Here is a 26,378-nt window from a genome sequence, read left to right on the forward strand (position 1 = left end):
CATAGCGGTCTCGCGCGGGTTGACAAAGAGGGGGCGGGAAGGGGAGTGACCGGCGATCCCTTTGGCCGTTCCCCCCGCTTTCGCGCGGACAGGCATATGCGAGAAGACACCATGCACGCCTATCGTACCCACCACTGCGCCGGCCTGACCGCCGCCGACGTCGGCGAAACCGTCCGCCTGTCCGGCTGGGTCCATCGCAAGCGCGATCATGGCGGCGTGTTGTTCGTCGATCTGCGCGATCATTACGGCATCACGCAGGTGGTGGCCGATGCCGATTCGCCAGCGCTGCCGGTGCTGGAGGCATTGCGCACGGAATCGGTCGTTACGATCGACGGCACTGTGAAGGCGCGCGCGGACGGCACCGCCAACACCAATCTGGCGACCGGCGAGATCGAGGTCTTCGCGCGCGGCGTCACGGTACAGAGCGCGGCGCACGAACTGCCGATGCCGGTGGCGGGCGATGCCGAATATCCGGAGGACATCCGCCTCCGCTATCGCTTCCTCGATTTGCGGCGCGAGCGGCTGCACGCCAATATCATGCTGCGCAGCCAGGTGATCGCTTCGATCCGCAACCGGATGATCGGGCAGGGCTTCACCGAATTCCAGACGCCGATCCTGACCGCATCGTCCCCGGAGGGTGCGCGCGACTATCTCGTGCCCAGCCGCGTCCATCCTGGCAAATTCTATGCGCTGCCGCAGGCGCCGCAGATGTTCAAGCAGCTGTTGATGGTCGCCGGGTTCGATCGCTATTTCCAGATCGCCCCCTGCTTCCGCGACGAGGATGCGCGGGCGGATCGATCGCCGGGTGAGTTTTACCAGCTCGATTTCGAGATGAGCTTCGTCACGCAGGAAGATGTCTTCCAGGCCATCGAGCCCGTCCTGCACGGTCTGTTCGAGGAATTTGCGAACTGGCAGGGTAAGGGCCGGCAGGTGTCGGCATTGCCGTTCAAACGCATCCCGTACCGGGAATCGATGCTCAGATACGGCAACGACAAGCCGGATTTGCGCAATCCGATCCTGATCTCCGACGTATCGGATCACTTCACAGGATCGGGCTTCGGGCGCTTCGCGTCGATCGTGGAAGCGGGTGACGTCGTCCGCGCGATCCCGGCACCCAACACCGCCGATCGCAGCCGAAAATTCTTCGATGACATGAATGCCTGGGCGCAGGGCGAAGGCTTCGCCGGTCTCGGCTATGCCACGCGCAAGGGTGGCGAATGGGGTGGACCGATCGCCAAGAACCATGGCGAAGAAGGCATGGCGAAGCTGGCCGAGACGCTCGGCCTCGGCCCCGACGACGGAATTTTCTTCGCCGCCGGCAAGGAAGCGCAGGCCGCCAAACTGGCAGGGCTTGCCCGTACGCGCGTGGGCGAGGCGCTGGGATTGATCGACCAGAATCGTTTCGAGTTCTGCTGGATCGTCGATTTCCCGATGTTCGAATATGACGAAGACAACAAGAAGGTCGACTTCAGCCACAATCCTTTCTCGATGCCGCAGGGCGAGATGAACGCACTGGAGACGATGAACCCGCTCGATATTCTCGCCTATCAATACGATATCGTCTGCAACGGCATCGAGCTGTCGTCAGGGGCGATCCGGAACCATCGGCCGGAGATCATGTACAAGGCGTTTGAGATCGCCGGCTACAGCCAGGCCGATGTCGACACGAATTTCGCCGGCATGATCAACGCCTTCAAGTTCGGTGCGCCGCCACATGGTGGCTCCGCACCCGGCATTGACCGGATGGTGATGCTGCTGGCGGGCGAGCCGAACATCCGGGAGGTCGTGCTGTTCCCGATGAACCAGAAGGCGGAGGACCTGATGATGGGCGCGCCCAACTTCGCAACGCCCAAGCAGTTGCGCGAACTCAACCTGCGCTCGACCGCCGAGCCGAAAAAGGACGTGACGACGATCGTCACGCCCGCTGCCGGCTGACCGGCGCCGTTGCCGCACCACCCGACCGGGTGGTGCGGCAGGTTCTTCAGGCCGCCTCGAAGGTCGTGCCGTTGTCCGACAGCACGCGCAGCTTGCCATCAGCGATCGCGAACACCGCGCCCTTCAGCGCCAGCGTACCGTCGTCGAGGCCCGCCTGAACGAACGGGAAGGTCTTCAGGTTCTCGATCGAAACCTTCACACCCTCCTGCTCCAGCGCAGTCTGGCCTTCGGCGCCCGTCCCATGCTCGGCCACCACGCGTTCGCGCGCATCCTTCAGCAGCTTGATCCATTCCGCGACGAAGCCGCCCTCGCCGGGCTTGGCATCGGTCAGCGCACCCGACAGCGACGCCTTCACGCCCCCGCACTGGCCGTGACCCAGCACAAGGATTTCCTCGACCTTCAGGACCGTGACGGCAAATTCGATCGCGGCGGAAACGCCGTGAAGGCCGCCGCTGGGATCGAACGGGGGTACCAGATTGGCGACGTTGCGAACCACGAACACTTCACCCGGACGCGTGCCGAAGATGGTAGCGGGGTCGACGCGGCTGTCGGAGCAAGCGATGACCATCACCTTGGGCGTCTGCCCGCCGGCCAGTTCGGTCCACTTCTCCCGCTCGTCGATCCATTCGTTCCCGCGGAAGCGGTAGTAGCCGTCGATCAGGTCCTTGAACTTTCGCATTCGATATCAGCCCTTCGTTGTTTCGTGCCACGTGACACGCTATCTTAGACGACATGAACGATCTGTCATCTGTTTCGGCTCCCGTCCGGCAACGTAAACCCGACTGGATTCGCGTAAAAGCGCCCACTTCGGCCGGATTCGCGGCGACCCGTGAGCTTATGCGGTCGAAAAGCCTGACGACGGTGTGCGAGGAGGCGGCCTGCCCGAACATCGGTGAGTGCTGGAGCAAAAAGCACGCAACCGTGATGATTCTGGGTGATACCTGCACCCGCGCTTGCGCCTTCTGCAACGTCAAGACCGGAATGCCGCGTGCCGTCGATCCGATGGAACCCAACAACGTCGCCGATGCCGCCGCGCAGATGGGATTGCAGCACATCGTCATCACCTCGGTCGATCGCGACGATCTGCCCGACGGCGGGGCGAAGCAGTTCGTGAAGGTGATCGAGGCGATCCGGCGGTCGAATCCGACAACCACGATCGAAATCCTCACCCCCGATTTTCGGAACAAGCACGAAGCCGCGGTCGAGGCGATCGTCGCTGCGCGGCCGGACGTCTACAATCACAATCTTGAAACCGTGCCGCGGCTGTACCCGACGATTCGGCCCGGTGCGCGCTATTATGCGTCGATCCGGCTGCTGGAGAGCGTCAAGAAACTCGATCCGTCGATCTTCACCAAATCCGGCGTGATGCTGGGGCTGGGGGAACAGCGGTTGGAAATCCATCAGGTGATGGACGACATGCGTTCCGCCGATATCGATTTCCTGACGATGGGTCAGTATCTGCAGCCGACGCCGAAGCACGCCAAGGTTGCCGAGTTCGTGACGCCCAAGGCGTTCGATGCCTATGCCAGCATCGCGCGGGCCAAGGGTTTTCTGCTGGTCGCCTCGTCGCCGTTGACCCGGTCAAGCTACCATGCCGGTGATGACTTCCAGCGGATGCGTGCCGCGCGCGACGTCAAGCTGGGGCGGGCGCCCGTCGCGGTCTGATGCCCAAGCATCAGGAAACCCGCCATCTGCCCTATACGCCGGAGCAGATGTTCGACCTCGTTGCCGACGTGAAACGCTACCCGGAGTTTCTGCCATGGGTCAGCGCGATGCGCGTTCGCAAAGACAGCGAGACGGAGACGCTGGCAGACATGATCGTCGGCTTCAAGGGGTTGCGCGAGACTTTTACCAGCCGGGTAGAGAAAGAACGGTCGAACCGGATTGTGGTCGATTATGTCGACGGGCCGCTCAAGCATCTGCGCAACGACTGGCGGTTCCGGCCTGAGGGCGATGGGGGTTGCGCGGTCGACTTCTCCGTCGACTTTGCCTTCAAAAACCGGGTGTTCGAGATGCTGGCCGGGCAAGTATTCGGGCAGGCGTTGCGCCGGATGATCGGCGCGTTCGAGACGCGGGCGGCCGCTCTTTACGGCTCCAACCCGGCGGGCGGCGGGGGCGGCAGCAACAATTCCAGCGCACACAGTGCCGCCTGAAGCCTGATTCCGCCACGGCCATTATCGTCGAACTGGCGGCGATCGGCATGGATGTCGGTCGCCTCGCCACCCCGGTCCGCCCGGGCGAAGACGACGGTGCCGACCGGTTTCTTTTCCGATCCGCCGCCGGGGCCGGCGACACCGGTGATCGCGACGGCGGTATCCGCCCCCGTCTTTTCCAGCGCGCCGCGCGCCATGCTCCACGCCACCGCCACCGACACGGCGCCGAACGTCTCCAGCACATCGGTGCTGACGCGCAACAGCGCCGCCTTCGCCTCGTTGGAATAGGTGACGATCGAGGCTTCCAGGACATCGGAAGACCCCGGTATCTCGGTCAAGGCCGCCGCGACGAGCCCGCCGGTGCAGCTTTCCGCCAAGGCGATGCGGCGGTTCGCGGCACGATACGCCTCGACCACGCGGGTCGCGGCCGCGATCAGTTCGGGGGGGAGCAACGTGTCGATCATCGCGGACTCGGACATAGCGGTAATTCCGGCACCGCGACCTTGCCGCCGCGTGCCTTGCTTTCCTTGAAATAGCGCAGGACCGTCACGATCGCGTCGGCGGTGTTGCGCGCCGGCAGCGGTTCGAGATCGGTGACCAGCCGGTCGATCGTGGTACAGTCGGTCAGTTCTATCCGCCCCACGATCTGCGGAGCGATCAGGCTGGTCAGCACCGGGCGGGCATAATCCGATTGCAGCAGCAGATCGACGGCGGGATCACTGAGTTTGACGATCGCCGCGCGGGCCGCGGGCCATGCCCGGTCCGCCGCCGCCTGATACTTGGCGATCACCGGTCCGCCCTCGCGCCGGATCAGGCTGGCCGTCGGCAGGCGGTCGGCACAGACGCGACCGGTTTCACGAATGATCTCGGGAAGCGCGACCAGCGCCAGCGTCTGCGCCTCGTCATCCGACAAGCATAGTCGCTGCGCCGTGGCCGGAGTCGTGAGCAGCGCGATGGCAGCGAGCAGGGCGGAGATTCTCATCGCAGCTGTCCCGGCAGGCTGACCGTCGCTATCGCCTGTGCCGCGATCCCTTCGCCACGGCCCGTGAAGCCTAGTCGTTCGGTCGTGGTCGCCTTCAGGCTGACGCGATCGGGATGGAGGCGGAGAATCTCGGCGATGCGCGCCGTCATCGCCGCGCGATGCGGGCCGATCTTGGGTTCCTCGCACATCAGCGTCAGGTCGACGAAATCGATCCGGCCGCCACGATCGGCGATCAGCGACGCGGCATGCGCCAGGAAATGATCGGATGAGGCACCGCGCCATTGGGGATCGCTGGGCGGGAAATGCGTACCGATATCCCCGGCGGCGATCGTGCCGAGCAGCGCGTCGGTGATCGCATGCAGCGCTACATCCGCGTCGCTATGACCGGACAGCCCCTTGTCATGGGGGATCAGAATGCCACCGAGCCATAATTCCTCACCCGACTCCAGCCGATGCACGTCGAAACCCATCGCGGAACGGGTTTCCCATGTCAGGCGGGCTTCGGCCGCGGCGAAGTCCTGTGGGTAGGTGACCTTGTCGAGCATGATGTCGCCCTGCACCAATGCGACGCGTCCGCCAAGCCGCCGCACCATCTGCGCATCGTCGCTGGCATCCTCATCGATCGGCCATGCCGCGTGTGCACTGGCGAGTATCGCCCTGCCAAATCCCTGCGGCGTCTGGATACGGTGCAGGTCATCACGGCGTACGAGGGCGCCGTCGCCACGGGTCAACGTATCGGCGACGGGCAGCGTCGGTACCGCGCCGTCTGCTTCGTCGAGAGCGCACAACACCCGGTCGATCACCTCCACGGGAACGAATGGCCGGGCGGCATCATGCACCAGCACCCGCTCGATCGCGGGATCCAGTGCGGCCATGCCGATCGCCACCGAGTCGCGGCGCAGCGCCCCGCCGATCACGATTCGCGCCGCCCGCCCCAGCGCAACCCGCGCGAGTTCCTGTTGACCGTCTCCGATCACGGTCACCACCTCGTCGATCAGCGGATGCGCGGCGAAGGCGGCGTGAGCGTGCGCCAGCATCGCTCGCCCCGCGATCGGGGTATATTGCTTGGCCACGGCGGTGCCGGCACGCAGGCCACGGCCGGCGGCGACGATCAGGGCGGCGGTACGGGGACGGGTCATCGCCACGGGGCCTAGCGGGATGGCGCCATGCTTGCCAGTCGGTGCAGTTCCGCGTAAGTAGATGCCTAAATTTCAGGCACATTCATGCGTAAGCTTGCTCCTATCCAGATCGGCCCCGTCCGGATCGATTGCCCCGTCGTGCTCGCCCCGATGACGGGTGTCACGGACATGCCGTTCCGCACCGTCGTCCGTCGCTATGGTTCCGGCCTCAACGTGACCGAGATGATCGCCAGTCAGGCCGCGATCCGTGAGACGCGGCAATCGATTCAGAAGGCGGCGTGGCATCTGTCGGAGGAGCCGGTGTCGATGCAGCTCGTCGGCTGCACGCCGTATGAAATGGGCGAGGCGGCGAAGCTGGCAGAGGAACGTGGCGCCGCCATCATCGACATCAACATGGGCTGCCCGGTCCGCAAGGTGACGAACGGCGACGCCGGATCGGCACTGATGCGCGATCTGAAACTGGCCGCGACCCTGATCGAGGCGGTCGTGAAAGCGGTGAAGGCGCCCGTCACGCTCAAGATGCGAATGGGCTGGTGTCATGACAGCCTGAATGCCCCTGACCTTGCGCGCATTGCGGAAGATCTGGGTATTCGCATGGTGACGGTGCACGGGCGCACTCGCAATCAGATGTACAAGGGGGAGGCGGACTGGCGCTTCGTCGCCGGGGTCAAGCAGGCGGTATCGATCCCGGTGATCGTTAACGGCGACATCTGTTCGATCGAGGATGCCGATGCCGCGCTCGACCAGTCCGGGGCGGACGGGCTGATGATCGGTCGCGGTGCGTATGGCCGGCCATGGCTGCTCGGTCAGGTGATGACGTGGCTGGATGAGGGGCGCCGCGTTCCCGACCCCGATCTCGACGAACAATATCGTACGATCGTCGAGCATTACGAGGCAATGCTGGAGCATTACGGGAACGTCACGGGTGTGAACATGGCCCGTAAACATATCGGCTGGTACACCAAGGGGCTGACCGGATCGGCAGAATTCCGCAACGCCGTGAACCAGATTCCCGATGCCAACCGCGTAAAGGCGATGCTGGCGGAATTCTATGCGCCGTATCTCCGGCGCGCGGCGGCTTGAACCGGCGGCCAGGATTTGCCGAACTGTTTGCCGCGTTGCCCGTCGCGGTGCTTGTTATCGGTCCCGACGACCGCATCGCCCATGCCAACGCACTGGCCGAACAGATGCTCAACCTGTCGGAGCGGGTGATGACCGGGCAGCCGCTGGTCGCGATCCTGCCGCCGCCAGAGGGGGTGGAGGCGCGGGACGGTTATGGTTTCGCGGTCTACGATACCGAAATCGCTACGGCGCGCGGGGTGCGGATGCGGGTCGATTTCGTCGAGGCGAAGATTGCCGATCATGACGGTTGGCGGGCGGTAACGCTGCATCATGCCGCCAATTCGCGCCGACTGGGACAGGCGCCGGATCGCTCGGCTGCTCGTGCCGCGGTGGGGGCGGCCGCGATGCTGGCCCACGAAATCCGCAATCCCCTGTCGGGCATCCGCGGCGCGGCGCAACTGCTGGGTGCTGGCGAACTGACCCGGCTCATCACCACGGAGGTGGACCGGATTGCCGGCCTGATCGACCGGATGCAGGAGTTCGGCGATACCCGTCCCTTGCCGGTCGCCGCCGAGAACATCTATCCGCTTCTGGGTCATGCCCGGGGCGTGGCGCTGGCGGGGTTCGCGCGCGGAGTCCGCATCGACGAGCGGTATGATCCCTCGCTGCCCCCTGCGCGGATCAACCGGGATGCGCTGACCCAGATCGTCATCAACTTGCTGAAAAATGCGTGTGAGGCGGTGCGGGACGAACGTACGCCGTGCATCACGATCACCACCGCCTATCGGCACGGCTTCACCCGATCCGCCGGACAGGGGCATGCCCGGGTGCCGTTGCCGATCGAAATCTGCGTGATCGACAATGGCCCCGGCGCGCCGGCCGATATCGCCGACCATCTGTTCGATCCGTTCGTCTCCAGTCGTCCCGAGGGGCAGGGGCTGGGGCTGGCGCTCGTCGACAAGCTGGTCCGCGATATGGACGGCATCGTTCAATATGGCCGCGAGGGTACGCCGGCGGCGACCGTTCTGCGGCTGCTGCTGCCAAGGGCGGGAACATGAGCACGATTCTCGTCTGCGACGACGATGCCGCGATCCGCACCGTGGTGGCGCAGGCGCTGCGCCGGGCCGGATACGCCGTCGTTACCGCCGACAGCCTGACGCGCCTCGATCAATTGCTCGCGACCAGCACGCCCGACGTTCTCATCAGCGACGTGGTGCTGCCCGACGGTGACGGGATCGAGCGGATGCGTGAAGTGACGAGCCGCTTTCCCGATCTGCCGATCATCATCCTGTCGGCGCGCAACACGCTGACGACGGCGGTGCGCGCGGCGGATGTCGGTGCATATGAATATCTGCCCAAGCCGTTCGATCTCGACATACTTGTCCGTGCGGTCGCCGGGGCATTGGCGCGCGGTGGCGGCGTCACCGAGGCAGAGGCACCGGCGGACGATACGGCACTGCCGCTGATCGGGCGTTCGTCGGCGATGCAGGATGTATATCGCGTGATCGCGCGGGTGGTGTCGAACGACCTGACCGTGCTGGTGTCGGGCGAATCGGGCACGGGCAAGGAACTCGTGGCCCGTGCGATCCACGATCTCGGGCAACGCCGGGCGGCGCCCTTCGTGGCGATCAACATGGCCGCCATACCCCGCGACCTGATCGAGGCCGAACTGTTCGGGCACGAGCGCGGGGCCTTCACCGGCGCTGCGACGCGCACCGCCGGCCGGTTCGAACAGGCCGGTGGCGGCACCCTGTTCCTCGACGAGATCGGGGATATGCCGATCGAGGCGCAGACCCGGCTGCTCCGCGTTCTCCAGACCGGTGAGTTCACCACCGTCGGCGGTACGCGAACCATCCGCGCCGATGTCCGGATCGTCGCGGCCACCAACCGCGATCTGACCGCGCAGGTGGCGGCGGGGTTGTTCCGGGAAGACCTGTTCTATCGGCTCAATGTCGTGCCGATCGCTCTGCCGGCATTGCGGGAAAGACGACAGGACGTGGCATTGCTGGCGCAGCATTTCCTGGGCCGGGCCGCCGATCAGGGGCTGCCGCGCCGTCGCTTGGCCGCGGATACGGTGGCGGCGCTCGAAGCCTATCACTGGCCAGGCAACGTCCGCGAACTGGAAAACCTGATGCGCCGGCTCGCCGCATTGACGCGTGACGAGGTGATCGCGGTCGATGTCGTCGAGGCGATGCTGGGTGTGCCCGCCGGGGCAACCGTCAGCGCGCCGGATATCGAGATGGCTGCCGCCGTTCATGCACTGATCGATCGTATCGCACGCGAACGGCCTGAGGCCATCGACGACGGCACCCTGTACGATCGCGTGATCGGAGAAGTGGAGCGTCCGCTGATCGAGGCGATGCTGGCCCGACACGGTCAGAACCAGCTGCGCGCGGCCCGCGCGCTGGGTATCAATCGCAATACATTGAAGAAAAGACTCGATCTGCTCGGGATCGGGACAGGTCGTGGCTGATCGATGTGATTATGTGGTTTTAATGCAACAGCACAGGTTGTAGAGGGAGCGGTAATGACCGCCACCCCGGCACTCTTCCAATCCGATACTGCCCCGGTCAGGCGCTTCACCGTCACGCCCGCGATCGAGGCATTGGTGCTGGTGGTAGCGATTGGCGTAGCCACTGGCAGCTACATGCTATTGGCCGGGGCGGACGATCCGCAGCGGCTGATCGCCCCGCCTTTCGTAGCGCTGTTGCTGGTCGCCAATCTGGTGCCCGGTATTCTCCTGCTCATGCTGTTCGGCCGGCGCGTGGCACGGCGTCGCGCCGCCCGGTCGCCGGTGGGAGGGGAGGGGCGGTTACACGTCCGGCTGGTCGCGTTGTTTTCGGTCGTGGCGGCGGTGCCGATGCTGCTCGTCACGATCTTTGCCTCGCTGCTGTTCCAGTACGGTGTTCAGTTCTGGTATTCGGACCGGGCGCGCGGCGTGTTCGAGAACGCGACGCAGCTGACCATGGCATCCTACAACATGATTTTGGGGCGATGGGAGGATGCGACCCTCACGATGGCCGACGATCTGGCCTTCACGCTCAGGACTGATCCGATCGACAGCCCGGGGTTCAAGGCATATTTCGCTCGTCAGGTCTATTATCGCAGCCTGTCCGAAGGCGCGCTGTTTACGGTCACATCAAACGGTGACGTGCAGACGCTGGCGATCGTGAATCCGTACGCGACCGATTTCGATAGCCAGATCACCCCCGCGTCGATCGCCAAGCTGCGACGGGGGCAGCGTAGTCCGGTTATCGTCACCGGCGATCGCATTCAGATATTCACGCGGATGCCGGGGTCTGAGGACCTTTTCCTCTACGCGGCACGGGTCAGCAGCAACCCCGGAGAAATGACCGCGCAGACCAAGCGTGCGATGGCTGCGCAGGCGGACTATCGCGCCCTGCTGGTTCGCGCGCGATCGCTCCAGATCCGCTTCAACGCGGCGTTGCTCATCATCTCGCTGTTGATCGTCGGGGTGGCCGTGTGGATCGCGCTGGCGGTGGCTGACCGGCTGGTGAGGCCGGTCGGCGAACTGGTCGATGCTGCGCGACGGGTGGCGAGCGGCGATCTGTCGGCGCGGGTGGCGAATACGCGTGAACGCGACGAGGTCGGTACGTTGGCTAACGCGTTCAACCGCATGACCGAGCGGTTGCAGGAACAGAATACCGCGCTGGTCACCGCCAACGACCAGCTCGAAAGCCGGCGCGCGCTGATCGAGGCGGTGATGGCGGGAGTATCGGCCGGGGTGATCGCGACCGGGCCGGATCGCGTCATCAGCATCGCCAACGCCTCGGCGATCCGGCTGCTGGGCGTCGATGGCGAGGGCATGGTCGGCCGCCGGCTGGCCGACGTCTCGGCCGAACTGGACGCCCTAGTCACACCTGCCAAGCGCGAGGCGGTGGTGCAGGTAGGTGAGGGGACGCAGGCGCGCACGCTGGCGGTGCGGCTCGCAACCACGGATCGCGGCCCGATCCTGACCTTCGACGACGTGACGCAGCAATTGTCGGATCAGCGCCGTGCCGCCTGGGCCGATGTCGCCCGCCGCATCGCGCACGAGATCAAGAACCCGCTGACCCCGATCCAGCTTGCCGCGGAACGGCTTCAGCGTCGCTACGGCAGCAAGATCCAGGCGGACGACGGCACGTTCGTCCGGCTGACCGAAACGATCATCCGTCAGGTCGGCGACCTGCGCCGAATGGTCGACGAGTTCTCCTCGTTCGCGCGGATGCCCAAGCCCGTGTTCCAGCGGGAGGCGCTGGCGGACACGGCGCGACAGGTGATGTTCCTCCATGAAGTGGCGCACCCCTCGATCCGCTTTACGATCCACGGCGACGATCCCGGCCCCAGTCTGGTGTGCGATCGCCGCCAGATCGGGCAGGCGCTCACCAATATCATCAAGAATGCTGTGGAGGCGATCGAGGCACGTGGCACGGGGGAAGACGGGATCGTCACCCTGACGCTGGCGTCGGGCACCGAACCCGGGCAGACCTGCATCGTCGTCACCGACAATGGCGTCGGCCTGCCCGCCGCCCGCGAACGCATTGTCGAACCTTACATGACGACACGGGCGCGCGGCACCGGCCTTGGTCTCGCGATCGTCAAGAAGATCGTAGAGGAACATGGCGGGACGATCGCCTTTACCGACCGGCCCGGCGGCGGCACGGTGGTGACGATGACGTTCGACGCCGCCCGGCTGGAAACGCTGGAGCAGGGCGACGACATGGGCGAGCCGGTCGGAGAGGACCAGCTCGCCGCACTCACATCGAATCGGACATGAACTGATGCCTCTCGATATTCTTGTGGTCGATGACGAACAGGACATCCGCGAACTCGTTGCGGGAGTGCTGGAAGACGAGGGCTATGAAACCCGCAGTGCCGCCGATGCTGATGCCGCGCTGGAGGCGATCGCCACCCGCCGCCCCTCACTGGCGCTGCTCGATGTGTGGCTGCAGGGATCGCGGCTGGACGGGCTGGAACTGCTTGATGAGATCAAGCGGCGCGATCCATCGATTCCGGTGCTCGTCATCTCCGGCCATGGCAGTCTCGACACTGCGGTCGCCGCGATCCGCAAGGGCGCGGTCGATTTCATCGAAAAGCCGTTCGAAGCCGAACGCCTGTTGCTGATGGTCGAACGGGCGACCGAGACCGAGCGTTTGCGGCGTGAGGTCGCCGCTTTGCGCGCGGTGGCGGGGCGCGATGCCGACCTGACCGGCAGTTCGGGGGCGATCAACGGCGTCCGTGCCACCCTGAAACGCGTCGCCGCCACCGGCAGCCGTGTGCTGATCGTCGGCGCGGCCGGTAATGGCAAAGAGGTGGCGGCACGCCTGCTCCACGGCTGGAGTTCGCGCGCGGCCGCCCCGTTCGTCATCGTCAGCGCCGCCAACATGACGCCCGAACGCGTCGAGGAGGAATTGTTCGGTGTTGAGGAAGGTGGCGATCTGGTTCGCCCGGGGCTGCTCGAACAGGCGCATGGCGGCACGCTGTTCCTCGACGAGATCGCGGATATGCCGATGGCCACGCAGGCGCGCATCCTGCGCGTGCTGACCGACCAGAGTTTCAGCCGCGTCGGCGGATCGCGGGTGGTGAAGGTCGACGTCCGCGTGGTCTCCGCCACCTCCCGTGACCTGGCCGAGGAGATCGCGGCGGGTCGGTTCCGCGAAGACCTGTATTACCGGCTCAACGTCGTGCCGGTGGTGATCCCGAAACTGGCCGACCGGCGCGAGGATATTCCACCGTTGGTCCAGCACTTTCTCGCTTATTATGCCGGCGAGCGACGCGTGCCGACACCGGAGATCGCACCCGATGCGATGGTCGCGCTGCAAAGCTACGAATGGCCGGGCAATGTCCGTCAGCTGCGCAACGTGGTGGAGCGGACGATCATCATGGCGCCGGGCGACCGGGTGGGGCGGATCGAACTCGATCTCCTGCCCGCCGAAGTGCTGGGCGGCGAGGCAGGCGGCGATCGCGGTACCACCGCTATCATGGGAACGCCGCTGCGTGAGGCACGCGAAAGTTTCGAGCGCGACTATCTACGGGTCCAGATCAGGCGGTTTTCCGGCAATATCTCGCGCACCGCCAGCTTCATCGGCATGGAGCGATCGGCCTTGCACCGGAAGCTGAAGCTGTTGGGGATTACCGAAACCCGCGACGAATGATCGTCGCACGGCTGGACGCTCGGGGTACGGCACCCTAGATTATGACGGTCGCCTTGCCGGGCGGCGCTCCGACGTCGGGAAACGGCGCATCGTGGATTATCATCCGCCAATAAAAGGGCTGTAGCAATGGCCGAAAAGCAGACATCCTTGCAGGATCTATTCCTGAACGCGCTGCGGCGCTCGAAGACGCCGGTGACCATGTTCCTGGTCAAAGGTGTGAAACTCCAGGGTATCGTGACCTGGTTCGATAATTTCTCCGTATTGTTACGCCGCGATGGTCAGTCGCAGCTGATCTACAAGCACGCCATCTCGACGATCATGCCGGGTGGGGCGTTCGATGCCAATGCGGTGATCGATGCGGTCGGCGAACAGCAGCGCAAGACGCCATTGTTGCAGGAATTGTTTCTAAACGCCGTCCGCAAATCTGAGGACAGCGTGACGATGTTCCTCATCAACGGTGTGATGTTGCAGGGGCAGATCGCGGGGTTCGACCTGTTCTGCATGTTGTTGCAGCGCGAAGGCATGGTGCAGCTCGTCTACAAGCATGCCGTCTCCACCATTCAGCCCGCCCGGCCATTGAACTTGGCCGAGGAACAAGGATCGATTGAAGATTGAGTACCGGATTCGAACGCGATCGTGACGAATTCACCCGTGGTGCACGGGCGATCGTTGTGCTGCCGGACCGGGGCGATTCGTCCCGCGACGCGGACGCTCGTCTGGAGGAGAGCGCCGGGCTAGCGGCGGCAATCGGCGTGGAAGTGGTCGACCGCGTCGCCCTGCGTGTCCGCCAGCCGCGCGCGGCGACGCTGATCGGTAGCGGCCAGATGGAGGAACTGGCGACGCGGGTACGGATGGAGGAGGCGACCCTGGTCGTCGTCGACGCCGCGCTGTCGCCGATTCAGCAACGCAATCTGGAAACCGGACTGGAAGCCAAGGTGATCGACCGTACCGGCTTGATCCTCGAAATCTTCGGGGAACGCGCGGCGACGGCCGAAGGGCGGTTGCAGGTCGAACTGGCGCATCTCGACTACCAGGCGGGGCGGCTGGTGCGCAGCTGGACCCATCTCGAGCGTCAGCGCGGCGGCTTCGGCTTTCTCGGTGGTCCCGGCGAAACCCAGATCGAGGCGGATCGCCGGCTGATCCGCGATCGCATGGCACGGTTGCGCCGCGAACTGGAACAGGTGTCACGTACCCGCGGGCTCCATCGCGAGCGGCGCCAGCGAGCGCCATGGCCCGTGATCGCACTGGTCGGTTATACCAATGCCGGTAAATCGACGCTGTTCAACCGGCTGACCGGCGCGACCGTGATGGCCGAAGACCTGTTGTTCGCGACGTTGGACCCGACGCTGCGGCAGATTTCGCTGCCGGGGCTGGACAAGGCGATCCTGTCCGACACGGTCGGTTTCGTGTCCGATCTTCCGACCCAGCTGGTCGCTGCGTTCAAGGCGACGCTGGAGGAGGTAGTATCGGCGGACCTGCTGATCCACGTTCGCGATATCGCCCATCCCGATACCGAGGCGCAGCGCGCCGACGTCGAGACGGTGCTGGCTGAGATTGGTGTGTCGGAGGCGACACCCCGGTTCGAGGTGTGGAACAAGCTCGACCTCCTCGAAGACGAGCATCGTGAGGCGATGCTGAGCGAGGCGGAACGGCGTGACGGGGTAAGACTGATCTCGGCGCTGACGGGGGAGGGGATCGACGATCTTATCGCCTCCGTTGCGGGCCGGCTGACCCAGGGCCATCGTCGGTACACCATCGCGCTTCCCGCCGGCGACGGGGCGGGCGCAGCATGGCTACATGCCCATGGCGAGGTGATCGGCCATCATCAGGATGGTGACGACGAGGTGTATGACGTGCGCCTTGATGAGGGCGATTACGGGCGCTTCATCCGACGCTTCGTTTAGCGTCCTGCCACCGCGCCTCCTTGTCCGCCAGGTCCAGTCCGGCAAAGTCGGCACCGGCCTGACGTTCCATTGCCGCAAAGCGCCGCTCGAATTTGGCATTCGCGCGGCGTAACGCGGCTTCTGCGTCGATACCCAGATGGCGCGACCAGTTGACGACGCTGAACAGCAGGTCGCCGATCTCGTCTGCGCGCTCCGCCTCGTTTGCCTCGGCTACTTCGATCAGTTCCTCGTCGATCTTCGCACGTGGACCGGTGGTGTCGGGCCAATCGAACCCGACGCGCGCGGCGCGCTTCTGAAGCTTGTCCGCCCGTTGCAGGGCGGGCAGGCCAAGCGCGACACCGGCCAGCGCACCAGCCGTTTCCTTTTTCTCAGTTCGCTCCGCTGCCTTGATCGCCTCCCAATCGGGGCGTTCGGTTGCAGTCGCAAAGATATGCGGATGCCGACGCTCCATCTTGTCGGCGATCGCCGTTGCGACATCGTCGAACCTGAACAGGCCGGCCTCCTCCGCGATGCGGCTCTGGAACACCACCTGGAACAACAGATCGCCCAGTTCGTCGCGAACAGCGTCTGGATCGCCGTGCTCGATCGCGTCCGCGACTTCATACGCTTCCTCGATCGTATAGGGCGCGATCGTCTCCCAACGCTGGGCCAGGTCCCAGTCACAGCCACTCAAGGGATCGCGCAGCCGCGCCATGATTGCAAGCAGCCGGGCGAGTGGCGGACGGGCAGGGGCGATAGGATCAGTCATGATATCGTCTTGCCCGCACATCATCGACGATGGCAACCGCGCGGCCCGAGATCGTCCGTGGCCACGATGGCTTACAATTCCGGGGCACTTGGCCTATATGGGTGATGCTACAGTCGCATATCGACGGTCTACGGCGCCATGCGGCACCTTCTTCCTTCTTTCCCTGCCTCCCACGCGACCCCGCGTCCGGCAGTCGGATGCGGGCCGACAAGAAGGAAGTCACCATGAGCCAGACCGGCACCGTCAAGTTCTTCAACGCCGACAAGGGCTATGGCTTCATCGCACCGGACAATGGCGGCACCGACGCCTTCGTCCACATCTCGGCCGTCGAGCGCGCCGGCATGATCACGCTGAACCAGAACCAGCGGGTCGGTTACGAGCTGGAAGAGGATCGCCGCGGCAAGATGGCCGCGGTCAATCTGCAGCCCGCCGATTGATTCGACGTTGCGGCGGCTCCTGACGGAGCCGCCGTTTTCGTATCGTCTCTATCGTCTAGGAGTTGCCCTTGTCCGAAGCCGCCATCTTCCGTGCCCGCGCCGAGCAGGAACTCGCCAACGCCGCCACTGCGACGCTGAGCAACGTTCGCGATCGCGCAGAACGCTCCGCCAAGGCTTGGGGTGAAATGGCCGACCGCGCCGAACGTACCGTTGCTCTCCGCGAAAGTCGCGAAGCCGCCCGAGTCGTCGTCTAGGCGAACAATCCACACGCCGAATACCCGCTGTCCGGCAATTCAGTTTGCCGGGCGGGCAGGCGCGTTGTGTCGGTTCAAAGTTTGTTATGACGTCATGCTAGATCGTTACGATCTTGCTACATCTCGCGTTCGGCTGGCGGAACGCGTATATTCTGTTCGCTACGAATGCGAATATTTCCCGAATGGTGGAGCCGAGGGGGATCGAACCCCTGACCTCTGCAATGCCATTGCAGCGCTCTCCCAGCTGAGCTACGGCCCCATCCGTCTCGGGAAGGCGGCCCAACTAGCGGGCCTCCGAGTGCTTGGCAAGCGGCGTTTCCACCGCTTGCCAGCTTTTTTATTTCTTCAGATCAATGATCGTCGTCTTCGGTCGGCGCTTCCACGCCGAGATCGTCGTCACCGCCCAGATCGACCTCGTCGTCGGCCGAGGGTTCCTCGTCCTCGCCGGTGATCGCCTCGATATCCTCGTCATCGCCTTCCAGGTCCGCATCGGGCTTGGCCTGATCGGGCTTGGCCTGCTCGAAGGGCAGGGGCTGCTTGGATTTCAGGATCGGTTCGGGCTCCCACGCATACCCGCAATTGATGCAGGTGACGGGATCGTCCTTGGCGAGATCGTAGAAGCGCGTTGCGCATTTCGGACACGTACGCTTCGTGCCCCATTCCGGCTTAATCATGCCGTTCGTGCCTTTCGGAATTGGTAGACGCGGCCGAAGGTGGCCCCTCGTCCGTGACGTGGCCGCGCCTTGCCATAGCGGGGGGGCGGTGTCAAAGCGCGCCTCCCATGTCCCATCCTCCTTCCCAACCGTATCGGGTCGACGCCCGTGGCCCGCTGACCGGCACGATCACGGTGCCTGGCGATAAATCGATCAGCCATCGCTCGCTGATGCTGTCCGCCCTGGCGATCGGCACCAGTCGGATCGACGGCCTGCTGGAAGGGGAGGACGTGCTGGCCACGGCGGCGGCGATGCGCGCGATGGGCGCACGGATCGAACGGCAGGCGGGCGGCAGCTGGCAGGTTGACGGGGTAGGGGTGGGTGGCCTGCTGCAACCCGCCACCGCGCTCGACATGGGCAATTCGGGCACATCCACCCGTTTGCTGATGGGCCTCGTCGCCAGTCACCCGATCACCGCGACCTTCATCGGCGACGCGTCCCTTTCTGGGCGGCCGATGGGGCGGGTGATCGAACCGCTGGAACGGATGGGGGCTGTTATCACCGCGTCGCCGGGTGGCCGATTGCCGCTGATGGTACGCGGCCTCGTCCCGGCTGTTCCCATCGAGTATACGCTGCCGGTCGCGTCCGCGCAGGTGAAGTCCGCGATCCTGCTGGCGGGACTCAACACGCCGGGTATCACCCGGGTGATCGAGCCGGTCGCAACGCGCGATCATTCGGAACGGATGCTGTCGGGCTTCGGGGCGGCACTGACGGTCGAACCGTCACCGGCCGGCCGGATCATCAGCATCCATGGCGAGGCGGAACTGAAGCCGCAGACGATCACCGTGCCCGGTGACCCATCATCCGCTGCCTTCTGGCTGGTGGCGGCGTCGATCGTGCCGGGATCGGACATGATCGTGCGCAACGTCGGCCTCAATTCGACGCGGGTCGGACTGATCGCGGCGTTGCGGATGATGGGTGCCGACATCGTCGAACTGGATGCCCGCACCGTCGGCGGCGAACCGGTGGCCGATCTTCGCGTCCGGCATGCGCCCCTGACCGCGATCGAGGTCCCACCCGATCTGGCGCCGAGCATGATCGACGAATATCCAGTGCTTTTCGTAGCGGCTGCGTTTGCATCGGGCCGGACGATCGCATGCGGCGCTCACGAACTGCGGGTCAAGGAATCGGATCGTATCGCGACGATGGCCGCAGCGCTGTCCGCGTGCGGTGTCGCGGTGACGGAACATGAAGACGGACTGTCGATCGACGGGTCCGGCGGCGACGCGATACCGGGCGGCGCGACGATCGCCTCCAGGCTGGATCATCGTATTGCGATGAGCATGGTCGTGGCCGGCCTGCACGCCGCCCGTCCCGTCACGATCGATGATGCGGCCCCGGTCGCGACCAGCTATCCACGGTTCTTCACATCGCTCGATCGATTGACCGGCATAACCGGAGCGGATGCGTGATCATTGCCGTCGATGGTCCCGCCGCAAGCGGGAAAGGAACGATCGCACGTGCGCTGGCGCGGCATTATGGTTTGCCGAACATGGACACGGGGCTGCTCTACCGCGCCGTGGCGGCGACCGTGCGGCACATGGCACTGGACCCGACGATCGAGGCCGATGCGGTGGCCGCGTGCGATTTCGACGAGGAATTGCTGGCCGATCCGACCCTGCGCGACGACGAGACCGGGCAAATGGCCTCGATCGTGTCGGCCCATCCATTGGTCCGGGCATCGCTGCTGCAACGGCAGAGGCGCTTCGCGGCGCAGCCGGGTGGTGCGGTGCTGGACGGTCGTGACATCGGCACGGTGATCGCGCCCGATGCCGATGCCAAGCTGTTCGTTCGCGCGACGCCCCAAATTCGCGCCCGACGCCGCCATGCCGAGCTTCAGGCAAACGGATCGGTGCTCAGCTTCGACAAGGTACTGGCCGACATCCGCGCGCGTGATCTGCGTGATTCCGGTCGCGCCTCGGCACCACTGGTGCAGGCGGTGGATGCGGCTACGCTCGATACGAGTTTCCTGTCGATCGAAGCGTCTATCCAACGAGCGATCGAGATCGTGACAGAACAAACTGGGCAAAAGTTCGTTACCGGCTGAACTTTAACCATAATTTGTATCGCTATGGGATTGTTGGTCCCGACCAGCTTGTTGATCGTGAACGCGAATATCGGGAATAGCCCCTCATCATCATGAGGGTTCGATCCTTGAACAAGCTTATTTGCATTGCAATCGCCACTGGCACCTTGCTGTCAGCCGCACCGGCTAGCGCGACCGAATTCACGTTCGATCTGCGTAATGACGGCATCGGCACGCCAGCCGTCGCATGGGGCAACGCCTTTAAATATCAGGCGACGGTCGGTAACGAAACGCTCGACGTCATGGTCAGCGGCTGGTCGCGTCAGTTCGACAATACGATCAAGCAGGGCGCGGTCGCATCCTGGGACCCGAATGGTCTCGGCATCTTTCAGCAGGGTGAACCAGATCGCGGCGCGCTGCACCAGGTGGATAACGTCAATGGCTGGGAATTTCTGTCGTTCCAGTTCAGCAAGGCGGTAACGCTGACGTCCGGCGTGTTCAATTCCTACCAGCTGGCTGCAACGAACCCCGACGGTACCCTGCAGCTGAACTGGCGCGGCGATACGATCGGCCGCGGTTATATCGATAACGACGCCTTCATAGGGTGGGGCAACAGCCCGGTCAGCTGGAACAGCAATCTGGGTCTGAACAGCTACAATCAGCAAACGGTGTTCGGTCAGCTTTCCGGCAGCATGAACACCAATTCCGATGGCACCGCCTATCAGAAGCTGAACCTCGGTACCGCGTCCGGCAACACGTGGCTCATCGGCGCGTCGATCGACGGCCCCGACTGGCGGAACGATGCGTTCAAGCTGGCGGGCCTCACGGTCCGTACCGTCGGCGGGACGAGCGTCGTCTCCCCGGTGCCGGAGCCGGCGACGTGGGCGATGATGCTCGTCGGATTCGCGATGGTCGGCGCCGCCGCCCGCTATCGCCGTCGCAAGACGACCGCCGTCATCGCCTGACAATACCAACAATAGCGATCGGCCGGTGATTGACGCCGGTCTTCTGACGAAGCCGGTGCGCCCGATTGCGGCGTGCCGGCTTTGTTGCTATGATGAACCATCCGATGGGCAGGCGCCCGTGGAGGTCCGGCGCGGGAGGGTAATCCTCCACGCGCCCTTTTCGCATACGCGTCTTGACTCTCCACCCGCCTTTCCGAAGGATGCCGCGACCGGCACGGGGTCGACGCGGCGTTTTGGCCAAGACCATCGGACCCAACCGATTGGCCGGAAACAACGACCGAGGAATACTGCTCTTTATGGCTACCCAGGTTCAGCCCACCCGCGACGATTTCGCGGCGATGCTCGATGACATGTTCGGCGGCGCCGACAGCTTCGAGGGGCGCGTGGTGCATGGCACCGTTACCGCAATCGAAAACGACATGGCCGTCATCGACGTCGGCCTGAAGTCCGAGGGTCGTGTACCCTTGCGCGAATTCGCGCCCGCCCCCGGCCAGAAGGCCGAGTTGAAGGTCGGTGACGAAGTCGAGGTCTATGTCGACCGCGTCGAGAACATGCACGGCGAAGCGATGCTCAGCCGCGACCGTGCCCGTCGCGAAGCTGCATGGGACAAGCTCGAACTCGAATTCTCCAAGTCGGCCCGTGTCGAAGGCACGATCTTCGGTCGCGTCAAGGGCGGCTTCACCGTCGATCTGTCGGGCGCCGTCGCGTTCCTGCCGGGCTCGCAGGTCGATATCCGCCCGGTTCGCGACGTCACGCCGCTGATGGACATTCCCCAGCCGTTCCAGATCCTGAAGATGGACCGCAAGCGCGGCAACATCGTCGTATCGCGCCGCGCCGTACTGGAAGAAACCCGCGCCGAGCAGCGTTCGGGCCTGATCCAGAGCCTGGCCGAGGGCCAGATCATCGACGGCGTTGTCAAGAACATCACCGATTACGGCGCGTTCGTCGACCTGGGTGGCATCGATGGCCTGCTGCACGTCACCGACCTGAGCTACAAGCGCGTCAACCACCCGTCCGAGATGATCAACATCGGCGATACGGTGAAGGTGCAGATCATCCGCATCAACAAGGACACGCAGCGTATCTCGCTGGGCATGAAGCAGCTCGAGTCCGATCCGTGGGATGGCGCCAGCGCCAAGTATCCGGTCGGCGCCAAGCTGTCGGGCCGGGTCACGAACATCACCGAATATGGTGCGTTCGTCGAACTGGAAGCCGGTATCGAAGGCCTTGTCCACGTTTCGGAAATGTCCTGGACCAAGAAGAACGTCCATCCGGGCAAGATCGTCTCGACCTCGCAGGAAGTCGATGTCGTCGTGCTGGAAGTCGATCAGGACAAGCGGCGCATCTCGCTGGGCCTGAAGCAGGCACAGGCCAACCCTTGGGAGGCATTCGCCGCCGCCCATCCGATCGGCTCGACCGTCGAGGGCGAAGTCAAGAACGCCACCGAGTTCGGCCTGTTCATCGGCCTGGACAACGACGTCGACGGCATGGTCCACATGTCGGATATCGCTTGGGGCGTGTCGGGTGAGGATGCCCTCAACCTGCACCGCAAGGGCGAGACCGTGCAGGCCATCGTTCTCGACATCGATGCCGAAAAGGAGCGTATCTCGCTCGGCATGAAGCAGCTCGAGCGCGGTGGCCCGTCGGCCGGTGGCGTTGCGGCCGCGGGTGATCGTCTGGGCAAGAGCCAGGTCGTCACCGTCACCGTCCTCGAAGTTCGCGATGCGGGCCTCGAAGTGCAGGCGGGCGACGATGGCGCGGCAGGCTTCATCAAGCGTACCGATCTCGGCCGTGATCGCGATGAGCAGCGTCCGGAGCGTTTCCAGGTCGGGCAGAAGTTCGATGCGATGGTGACGGGCTTCGACCGTTCCAAGAAGCCGACCTTCTCGGTCAAGGCGATGCAGATCGCCGAAGAGAAGCAGGCCGTGGCGCAGTATGGCTCGTCCGACTCGGGCGCATCGCTCGGCGACATCCTGGGTGCCGCGCTGAAGGCCCAGAACGAAAAGAAGTAAGCGTCAGCACTCCTATGCGAGGGGCCGGGTTCATTCCCGGCCCCTTTTTTATGTCCGCACCGGTATAATTTTTACCGAATGATCTGTTCGAAACACATGTTAATCTGTATCAACCTGGTCACATTCAGACCGGGGGGTCGATTTTGATTCGTTCAGAACTCGTGCAGTCGCTGCTGGAAGACCACCGGACGCTAAGTCCGCGGGAAGTCGAAACAATCGTTTCCACCTTCTTCGATACGATCACCATGCGCCTGGCTGAAGGGGGCAGGGTGGAGATTCGCGGGTTCGGGGCTTTCTCGACCCGGCCGCGCGAGGCCCGTGTCGGACGCAATCCCCGCACCGGCGAAACCGTCGATGTTTCCGCCAAGCGCGTTCCCTATTTCAAGCCCGGCAAGGAAATGCGTGCTCGGCTCAACGTCTGACGTCGTTCTGGCTTGACGCTGGGCTGCGGCCACGCTTTCGGGTTGATGCGCGGCGGACGTGGCGGAATGGTAGACGCTACCGACTTAAAATCGGTTTCCTTATGGAGTGCGGGTTCGAGTCCCGCCGTCCGCACCACTAGGTAACGAAGGGAGGGAGATTACCCTCCCAACTCCGTCAGCCCATTTATTCGATAATATATATTATGTTAAATTGGGTTATCGAACGACATGGATAGCGAGCATCCCCAAGCCGAATATGATGACCCAAGCCAAGGCCGACTTGATGAGCGTGGTTGCAGGTACCCGTCGTGCTATCAGCGCCGTGATCGGTAGAATCAGTAACAGCGCATAAAACAGCAGCGCCGGTCCGTCGCTCACAACTCCACCACCATCCCGTCGTATCCGGGTTCGACTCCCTTGGGCAGCGATCGGCATAGCGTCACGTAATCCATGCTCTGGTCCATATGGATCAGTATCGTCCGGCGCGGCTGGAGTTCCTCTACCCAGCCCAGTACGGCCGTGACGGTGGCATGGGCCGGATGCGGCGCATAACGCAGCGCATCGACGACCCACAGGTCGAGCCCGGAATACAGATCCCGCATCGCCGGCGTCATGTCGTGAAAATCGGTCGCGTAACCGATGGTTTTGCCCGACGCGGTGAACCGGAGGCCCGCACTGAAGATATTGCCATGCGGCTGGTCGGTGACGTCCAGCTCGATCCCGCCGATCGACAGGCTATCCGGTAGCGTCTCGGCCGTGATCGTCGGCGGATACCCAGGTCGCCCCTGAAAGGCGTAGGCGAAGCGTGACTCCAGTGTCTGCATCGTCGATGCTCGCGCCAGTCCGCGAACAGGTGCCCGCATCGCGTGAAACAATTGCCGCAGATCATCGATGCCATGACAATGATCGGCATGATCGTGCGTCCAGATTACCGCATCGACCCTTGAAGCATCGGCGGCAAGCAGCTGTTCCCGCATATCGGGACCGGTATCAATCAGCAGACGCGTCGCACCTTCCTCGACGAGGATCGACGCTCGGCTACGCCGGTTACGTGGTTCGGCGGGGTCGCAGGCGCCCCAGTCGTTGCCGATCCGCGGCACGCCGGACGAGGTGCCGGACCCAAGGATCCGGACCCTCACGAGGTGGTCTTGCCGAACAGTCTGTGGAAATTGGCCGCGGTCGTTGCCGCCAGCGCGGTCGGCTCCTCGCCTCGCAACTGCGCGAGAAAGGCAAGCGTATCGGCGACGAAGCCGGGTTCCCCAGTCTTCCCCCGGTGTGGCACCGGTGCCAGGAAAGGCGCGTCCGTCTCCACCAGCAGCCGATCGGCCGGCAGATCGCGGGCGATCACCTGAAGATCGGTCGCATTTCGGAACGTCACGATGCCGGAGATCGAGATGTACAGGCCAAGTGCCAATGCCTTGTCCGCGAAAGCCCTGCTGGCGGTGAAACAATGGATGACGCCGGGATAGGCCCCCTTCCCCATCTCTTCCGTCAGGATCGCCGCGGTATCGTCTTCGGCGTCACGGGTATGGACGATCAATGGCAGACCAGTGTCACGGCACGCGGCAATATGGGCGCGGAAACTCGCACGCTGCCGATCGCGATCGGAGTGGTCGTAATGATAATCCAGCCCGGATTCACCGATCCCGACTACCTTGGGATGGGCGGCGCGATCCACCAGCATGGCCCGGTCGACATGCGGGTGCTGATCCGCTTCATGCGGATGGATGCCGACCGTCGCCCACACATCCGGCTCGCGCTCCGCTGTTGCGATCACCGCATCCCATTCGCTTTCCCGCGTCGCGATGTTGAGCATCGCGGTGACGCCGCGTGCGCGTGCGCGCGCCAGTATGGCCGGCTGATCCTCCTCCAAGCCCTTGTAATTCAGATGACAGTGGCTGTCCGCAAGCATCAGCCCGCCTCCACCACGGCGGGCATTTCCAGGCGTGGAAAAGCGGGTGTCGGCGTACCGAGCCGAAAGCCGGATGCCGCCTGCCGATCGTACCAGTCATCGTCGTCGATCGCGGCATGGTCCCGCGTCTCGGCGCCCAGCAGGTCGAGAATGCGCCCCGCCCCTTCCGGTACCACCGGCAGGATCGCGATCGCCAGCATCCGGATCGCCCGGACGAGCGTACCGAGAACGGCATGCATCCGTTCGGGATCGGCCTTTCGCAAGGCCCATGGCGCCTGCGCATCGATATACTGGTTGCAGGCATGGACCCCGCGCAGCCACGCCTCGATGCCATGGCTCAACGCCAGATCGCCGAACGCCGCCTTCATCGCGGCGCAAGCCACCAGCACTTCTTCGACCAGTATCGCGTCGGCCGGGTCGGTCCGGCCCTCTGCCGGCAGCGTGCCATCGAGATTCTTGGCGATGAACGACAGCGTCCGCTGCGCCAGATTGCCGAAGGCGTTCGCCAGTTCGGCATTGATCCGCGTCACGATGGCGTCGGCCGAATAGCTGCCGTCCTGCCCGAAACTCACCTCGCGCAGCAGGAAATACCGCAGCGCATCGACGCCGAACGCCCCTGCCAATTCGCCCGGATCGACCACGTTGCCGAGCGATTTCGACATCTTCTCGCCCCGGTGGAGCAGGAAGCCATGGCCGAACACCTGCTTCGGCAGGGCAATATCCGCCGACATCAGGAAAGCAGGCCAATAGACGGCATGGAAGCGCACGATATCCTTGCCGATCAGATGCAGGTCGGCTGGCCAGTACCGCATGTCAGAAGTTTCCCGCGGGAAACCCAGACCCGACAGGTAATTGGTCAACGCATCGACCCATACGTACATGACATGCCCATCGCTACCGGGCACCGGCACCCCCCAGTCGAAGCTGGTCCGCGACACCGACAGGTCGTTCAGGCCACCCTCGACAAAGCGGACAACCTCGTTGCGGCGGCTGTCGGGGCGGATGAAATCGGGATTGGCGGCGTAGAAATCGAGCAGGGGCTGCTGATATTTCGACAGGCGGAAAAACCACGTCTCTTCGGCGGTCCATTCCACCGGGGTACCCTGCGGCGACAGCTTGCCGTCCGTTCCGTCGACCAGTTCCGTCTCGTCGTAAAACGCCTCGTCGCGCACCGAGTACCAGCCCTCGTAGCGGCTGAGATACAAGTCGCCACTGGCCGCCATGCGCTCCCACAATGCCTGACTGGCACGGTGATGGTCCGGCGCCGTGGTCTGGACGAACTGATCGTAACTGATGTTGAGTGTGTCGCACATCATCTTGAAATGTGACGACATTTCTGCGGCATAGTCGCGTACCTCGCGGCCCAGATTGCGCGCGGTCTGGACCATCTTCAGTCCGTGTTCGTCGGTACCGGTCTGGAAGCGCACGTCACGCCCCGCCTGTCGTTGGAAACGCGCGATGGCGTCGGCTGCGATCGCTTCATAGGCATGGCCGATGTGCGGCCGACCGTTGGGATAGCTGATCGCGGTGGTGATGTAGAAGGGTTCGCCCATCCGCGC

The 26,378-nt window shown here is 64.1% G+C and carries 25 protein-coding genes, 2 tRNA genes and 1 pseudogene; 18 read left to right on the forward strand and 10 right to left on the reverse strand.

The window, feature by feature from the left end:
* The first annotated feature begins 111 nt into the window (after window positions 1-111).
* Window positions 112-1,935 (forward strand): aspartate--tRNA ligase, encoded by a 1,824-nt coding sequence (gene aspS, locus IFT82_RS11505; protein ID WP_192127041.1) that lies wholly within the window; start codon window positions 112-114, stop codon window positions 1,933-1,935.
* Between the two features lie 46 nt (window positions 1,936-1,981).
* Here aspS and IFT82_RS11510 read toward each other — a convergent pair whose 3' ends face one another.
* Window positions 1,982-2,614 carry a carbonic anhydrase gene (locus IFT82_RS11510; RefSeq protein ID WP_192126831.1) on the reverse strand — a complete coding sequence of 211 codons (633 nt, stop codon included), beginning with the start codon at window positions 2,612-2,614 and terminating at the stop codon, window positions 1,982-1,984.
* Between the two features lie 53 nt (window positions 2,615-2,667).
* Here IFT82_RS11510 and lipA point away from each other — a divergent pair, with 53 nt between their 5' ends.
* Window positions 2,668-3,600, forward strand: a complete 933-nt coding sequence (lipA, locus tag IFT82_RS11515; protein ID WP_192126833.1) for a lipoyl synthase — start codon at window positions 2,668-2,670, stop codon at window positions 3,598-3,600.
* On the forward strand, window positions 3,600-4,088 hold the full coding sequence (locus IFT82_RS11520; RefSeq protein WP_192126835.1) for a type II toxin-antitoxin system RatA family toxin: 489 nt from the start codon (window positions 3,600-3,602) through the stop codon (window positions 4,086-4,088). Before lipA ends, IFT82_RS11520 begins: the two co-directional genes overlap by 1 nt.
* On the opposite strand, the gene IFT82_RS11525 is transcribed toward IFT82_RS11520, so the two are convergent.
* The 3 genes from IFT82_RS11525 to IFT82_RS11535 are packed head-to-tail and all read right to left on the reverse strand — an operon-like array spanning window position 4,022 to window position 6,209.
* Window positions 4,022-4,567 (reverse strand): CinA family protein, encoded by a 546-nt coding sequence (locus IFT82_RS11525; RefSeq protein WP_244646700.1) that lies wholly within the window; start codon window positions 4,565-4,567, stop codon window positions 4,022-4,024. The two genes, IFT82_RS11520 and IFT82_RS11525, sit on opposite strands and share 67 nt — an antisense overlap.
* Complete coding sequence (locus tag IFT82_RS11530; RefSeq protein WP_192126837.1) at window positions 4,549-5,070, reverse strand: hypothetical protein; 522 nt, start codon at window positions 5,068-5,070, stop codon at window positions 4,549-4,551. Before IFT82_RS11530 ends, IFT82_RS11525 begins: the two co-directional genes overlap by 19 nt.
* On the reverse strand, window positions 5,067-6,209 hold the full coding sequence (locus IFT82_RS11535; RefSeq protein WP_192126839.1) for a bifunctional 2-C-methyl-D-erythritol 4-phosphate cytidylyltransferase/2-C-methyl-D-erythritol 2,4-cyclodiphosphate synthase: 1,143 nt from the start codon (window positions 6,207-6,209) through the stop codon (window positions 5,067-5,069). The genes IFT82_RS11530 and IFT82_RS11535 overlap by 4 nt, the downstream gene beginning before the upstream one ends.
* A gap of 84 nt (window positions 6,210-6,293) precedes the next feature.
* Here IFT82_RS11535 and dusB point away from each other — a divergent pair, with 84 nt between their 5' ends.
* The 7 genes and pseudogenes from dusB (at window position 6,294) to hflX (ending at window position 15,330) form a co-directional block, all read left to right on the forward strand.
* The gene (gene dusB, locus IFT82_RS11540) at window positions 6,294-7,292 is read left to right on the forward strand and encodes a tRNA dihydrouridine synthase DusB (RefSeq protein ID WP_192126841.1); all 999 of its coding nucleotides are present in this window, start codon (window positions 6,294-6,296) and stop codon (window positions 7,290-7,292) included.
* The gene (locus IFT82_RS11545) at window positions 7,289-8,329 is read left to right on the forward strand and encodes a two-component system sensor histidine kinase NtrB (protein WP_199860462.1); all 1,041 of its coding nucleotides are present in this window, start codon (window positions 7,289-7,291) and stop codon (window positions 8,327-8,329) included. The genes dusB and IFT82_RS11545 overlap by 4 nt, the downstream gene beginning before the upstream one ends.
* The gene (ntrC, locus tag IFT82_RS11550; RefSeq protein ID WP_192126843.1) at window positions 8,326-9,744 is read left to right on the forward strand and encodes a nitrogen regulation protein NR(I); all 1,419 of its coding nucleotides are present in this window, start codon (window positions 8,326-8,328) and stop codon (window positions 9,742-9,744) included. The genes IFT82_RS11545 and ntrC overlap by 4 nt, the downstream gene beginning before the upstream one ends.
* A gap of 54 nt (window positions 9,745-9,798) precedes the next feature.
* Complete coding sequence (locus tag IFT82_RS11555) at window positions 9,799-12,048, forward strand: sensor histidine kinase (protein ID WP_192126845.1); 2,250 nt, start codon at window positions 9,799-9,801, stop codon at window positions 12,046-12,048.
* Window positions 12,049-12,052: 4 nt separating this feature from the next.
* Window positions 12,053-13,426 (forward strand): nitrogen assimilation response regulator NtrX, encoded by a 1,374-nt coding sequence (gene ntrX, locus IFT82_RS11560; RefSeq protein WP_192126847.1) that lies wholly within the window; start codon window positions 12,053-12,055, stop codon window positions 13,424-13,426.
* A 57-nt stretch (window positions 13,427-13,483) separates the two neighbouring features.
* Window positions 13,484-14,041: pseudogene (hfq, locus tag IFT82_RS11565) on the forward strand (RNA chaperone Hfq); the annotation flags it as partial.
* Window positions 14,038-15,330 (forward strand): GTPase HflX, encoded by a 1,293-nt coding sequence (gene hflX / locus IFT82_RS11570; protein WP_192126851.1) that lies wholly within the window; start codon window positions 14,038-14,040, stop codon window positions 15,328-15,330. The pseudogene hfq and the gene hflX, both read left to right, overlap by 4 nt.
* Here the strand turns inward: hflX and mazG are convergent.
* Window positions 15,311-16,024, reverse strand: a complete 714-nt coding sequence (gene mazG / locus IFT82_RS11575; protein WP_244646701.1) for a nucleoside triphosphate pyrophosphohydrolase — start codon at window positions 16,022-16,024, stop codon at window positions 15,311-15,313. The two genes, hflX and mazG, sit on opposite strands and share 20 nt — an antisense overlap.
* A 278-nt stretch (window positions 16,025-16,302) precedes the next feature.
* Between mazG and IFT82_RS11580 the strand changes: the two genes are divergently transcribed.
* Window positions 16,303-16,515 (forward strand): cold-shock protein, encoded by a 213-nt coding sequence (locus IFT82_RS11580; RefSeq protein ID WP_192126854.1) that lies wholly within the window; start codon window positions 16,303-16,305, stop codon window positions 16,513-16,515.
* A gap of 68 nt (window positions 16,516-16,583) precedes the next feature.
* A complete protein-coding gene (locus IFT82_RS11585) occupies window positions 16,584-16,769 on the forward strand; it encodes a hypothetical protein (protein WP_192127079.1) in 186 nt (61 codons plus the stop codon).
* A 183-nt stretch (window positions 16,770-16,952) separates the two neighbouring features.
* On the opposite strand, the gene IFT82_RS11590 is transcribed toward IFT82_RS11585, so the two are convergent.
* Together IFT82_RS11590 and IFT82_RS11595 are read right to left on the reverse strand one after the other, a co-directional pair.
* Window positions 16,953-17,028: transfer RNA gene (locus tag IFT82_RS11590), tRNA-Ala, on the reverse strand.
* A gap of 91 nt (window positions 17,029-17,119) precedes the next feature.
* A complete protein-coding gene (locus IFT82_RS11595) occupies window positions 17,120-17,443 on the reverse strand; it encodes a TIGR02300 family protein (RefSeq protein WP_192126856.1) in 324 nt (107 codons plus the stop codon).
* A gap of 107 nt (window positions 17,444-17,550) precedes the next feature.
* On the opposite strand from IFT82_RS11595, the gene aroA reads away from it, so the two are divergent.
* From aroA to IFT82_RS11625, 6 genes are all read left to right on the forward strand, one after another.
* Window positions 17,551-18,894 (forward strand): 3-phosphoshikimate 1-carboxyvinyltransferase, encoded by a 1,344-nt coding sequence (aroA, locus tag IFT82_RS11600; RefSeq protein ID WP_192126858.1) that lies wholly within the window; start codon window positions 17,551-17,553, stop codon window positions 18,892-18,894.
* Window positions 18,891-19,529: a (d)CMP kinase gene (gene cmk, locus IFT82_RS11605; protein ID WP_192126860.1), complete on the forward strand. Its 639-nt coding sequence runs from the start codon at window positions 18,891-18,893 to the stop codon at window positions 19,527-19,529. The genes aroA and cmk overlap by 4 nt, the downstream gene beginning before the upstream one ends.
* Before the next feature lie 281 nt (window positions 19,530-19,810).
* The gene (locus IFT82_RS20915) at window positions 19,811-20,473 is read left to right on the forward strand and encodes a PEPxxWA-CTERM sorting domain-containing protein (RefSeq protein ID WP_244646702.1); all 663 of its coding nucleotides are present in this window, start codon (window positions 19,811-19,813) and stop codon (window positions 20,471-20,473) included.
* Window positions 20,474-20,769: 296 nt separating this feature from the next.
* The gene (gene rpsA / locus IFT82_RS11615) at window positions 20,770-22,485 is read left to right on the forward strand and encodes a 30S ribosomal protein S1 (RefSeq protein WP_192127049.1); all 1,716 of its coding nucleotides are present in this window, start codon (window positions 20,770-20,772) and stop codon (window positions 22,483-22,485) included.
* Window positions 22,486-22,628: 143 nt separating this feature from the next.
* The gene (locus IFT82_RS11620; RefSeq protein WP_192126862.1) at window positions 22,629-22,907 is read left to right on the forward strand and encodes an integration host factor subunit beta; all 279 of its coding nucleotides are present in this window, start codon (window positions 22,629-22,631) and stop codon (window positions 22,905-22,907) included.
* Window positions 22,908-22,959: 52 nt separating this feature from the next.
* Window positions 22,960-23,043: transfer RNA gene (locus tag IFT82_RS11625), tRNA-Leu, on the forward strand.
* 238 nt (window positions 23,044-23,281) lie between these two features.
* On the opposite strand, the gene IFT82_RS11630 is transcribed toward IFT82_RS11625, so the two are convergent.
* The 3 genes from IFT82_RS11630 to metG are packed head-to-tail and all read right to left on the reverse strand — an operon-like array spanning window position 23,282 to window position 26,372.
* A complete protein-coding gene (locus IFT82_RS11630; protein WP_192126864.1) occupies window positions 23,282-24,046 on the reverse strand; it encodes an MBL fold metallo-hydrolase in 765 nt (254 codons plus the stop codon).
* The gene (locus IFT82_RS20920) at window positions 24,043-24,819 is read right to left on the reverse strand and encodes a TatD family hydrolase (protein ID WP_192126866.1); all 777 of its coding nucleotides are present in this window, start codon (window positions 24,817-24,819) and stop codon (window positions 24,043-24,045) included. The genes IFT82_RS11630 and IFT82_RS20920 overlap by 4 nt, the downstream gene beginning before the upstream one ends.
* Window positions 24,819-26,372: a methionine--tRNA ligase gene (gene metG, locus IFT82_RS11640; RefSeq protein ID WP_192126880.1), complete on the reverse strand. Its 1,554-nt coding sequence runs from the start codon at window positions 26,370-26,372 to the stop codon at window positions 24,819-24,821. The genes IFT82_RS20920 and metG overlap by 1 nt, the downstream gene beginning before the upstream one ends.
* Window positions 26,373-26,378: the final 6 nt, after the last annotated feature.

This window comes from Sphingomonas sp. CFBP 8760 (assembly GCF_014841615.1).
Taxonomy (GTDB): Bacteria; Pseudomonadota; Alphaproteobacteria; order Sphingomonadales; family Sphingomonadaceae; genus Sphingomonas.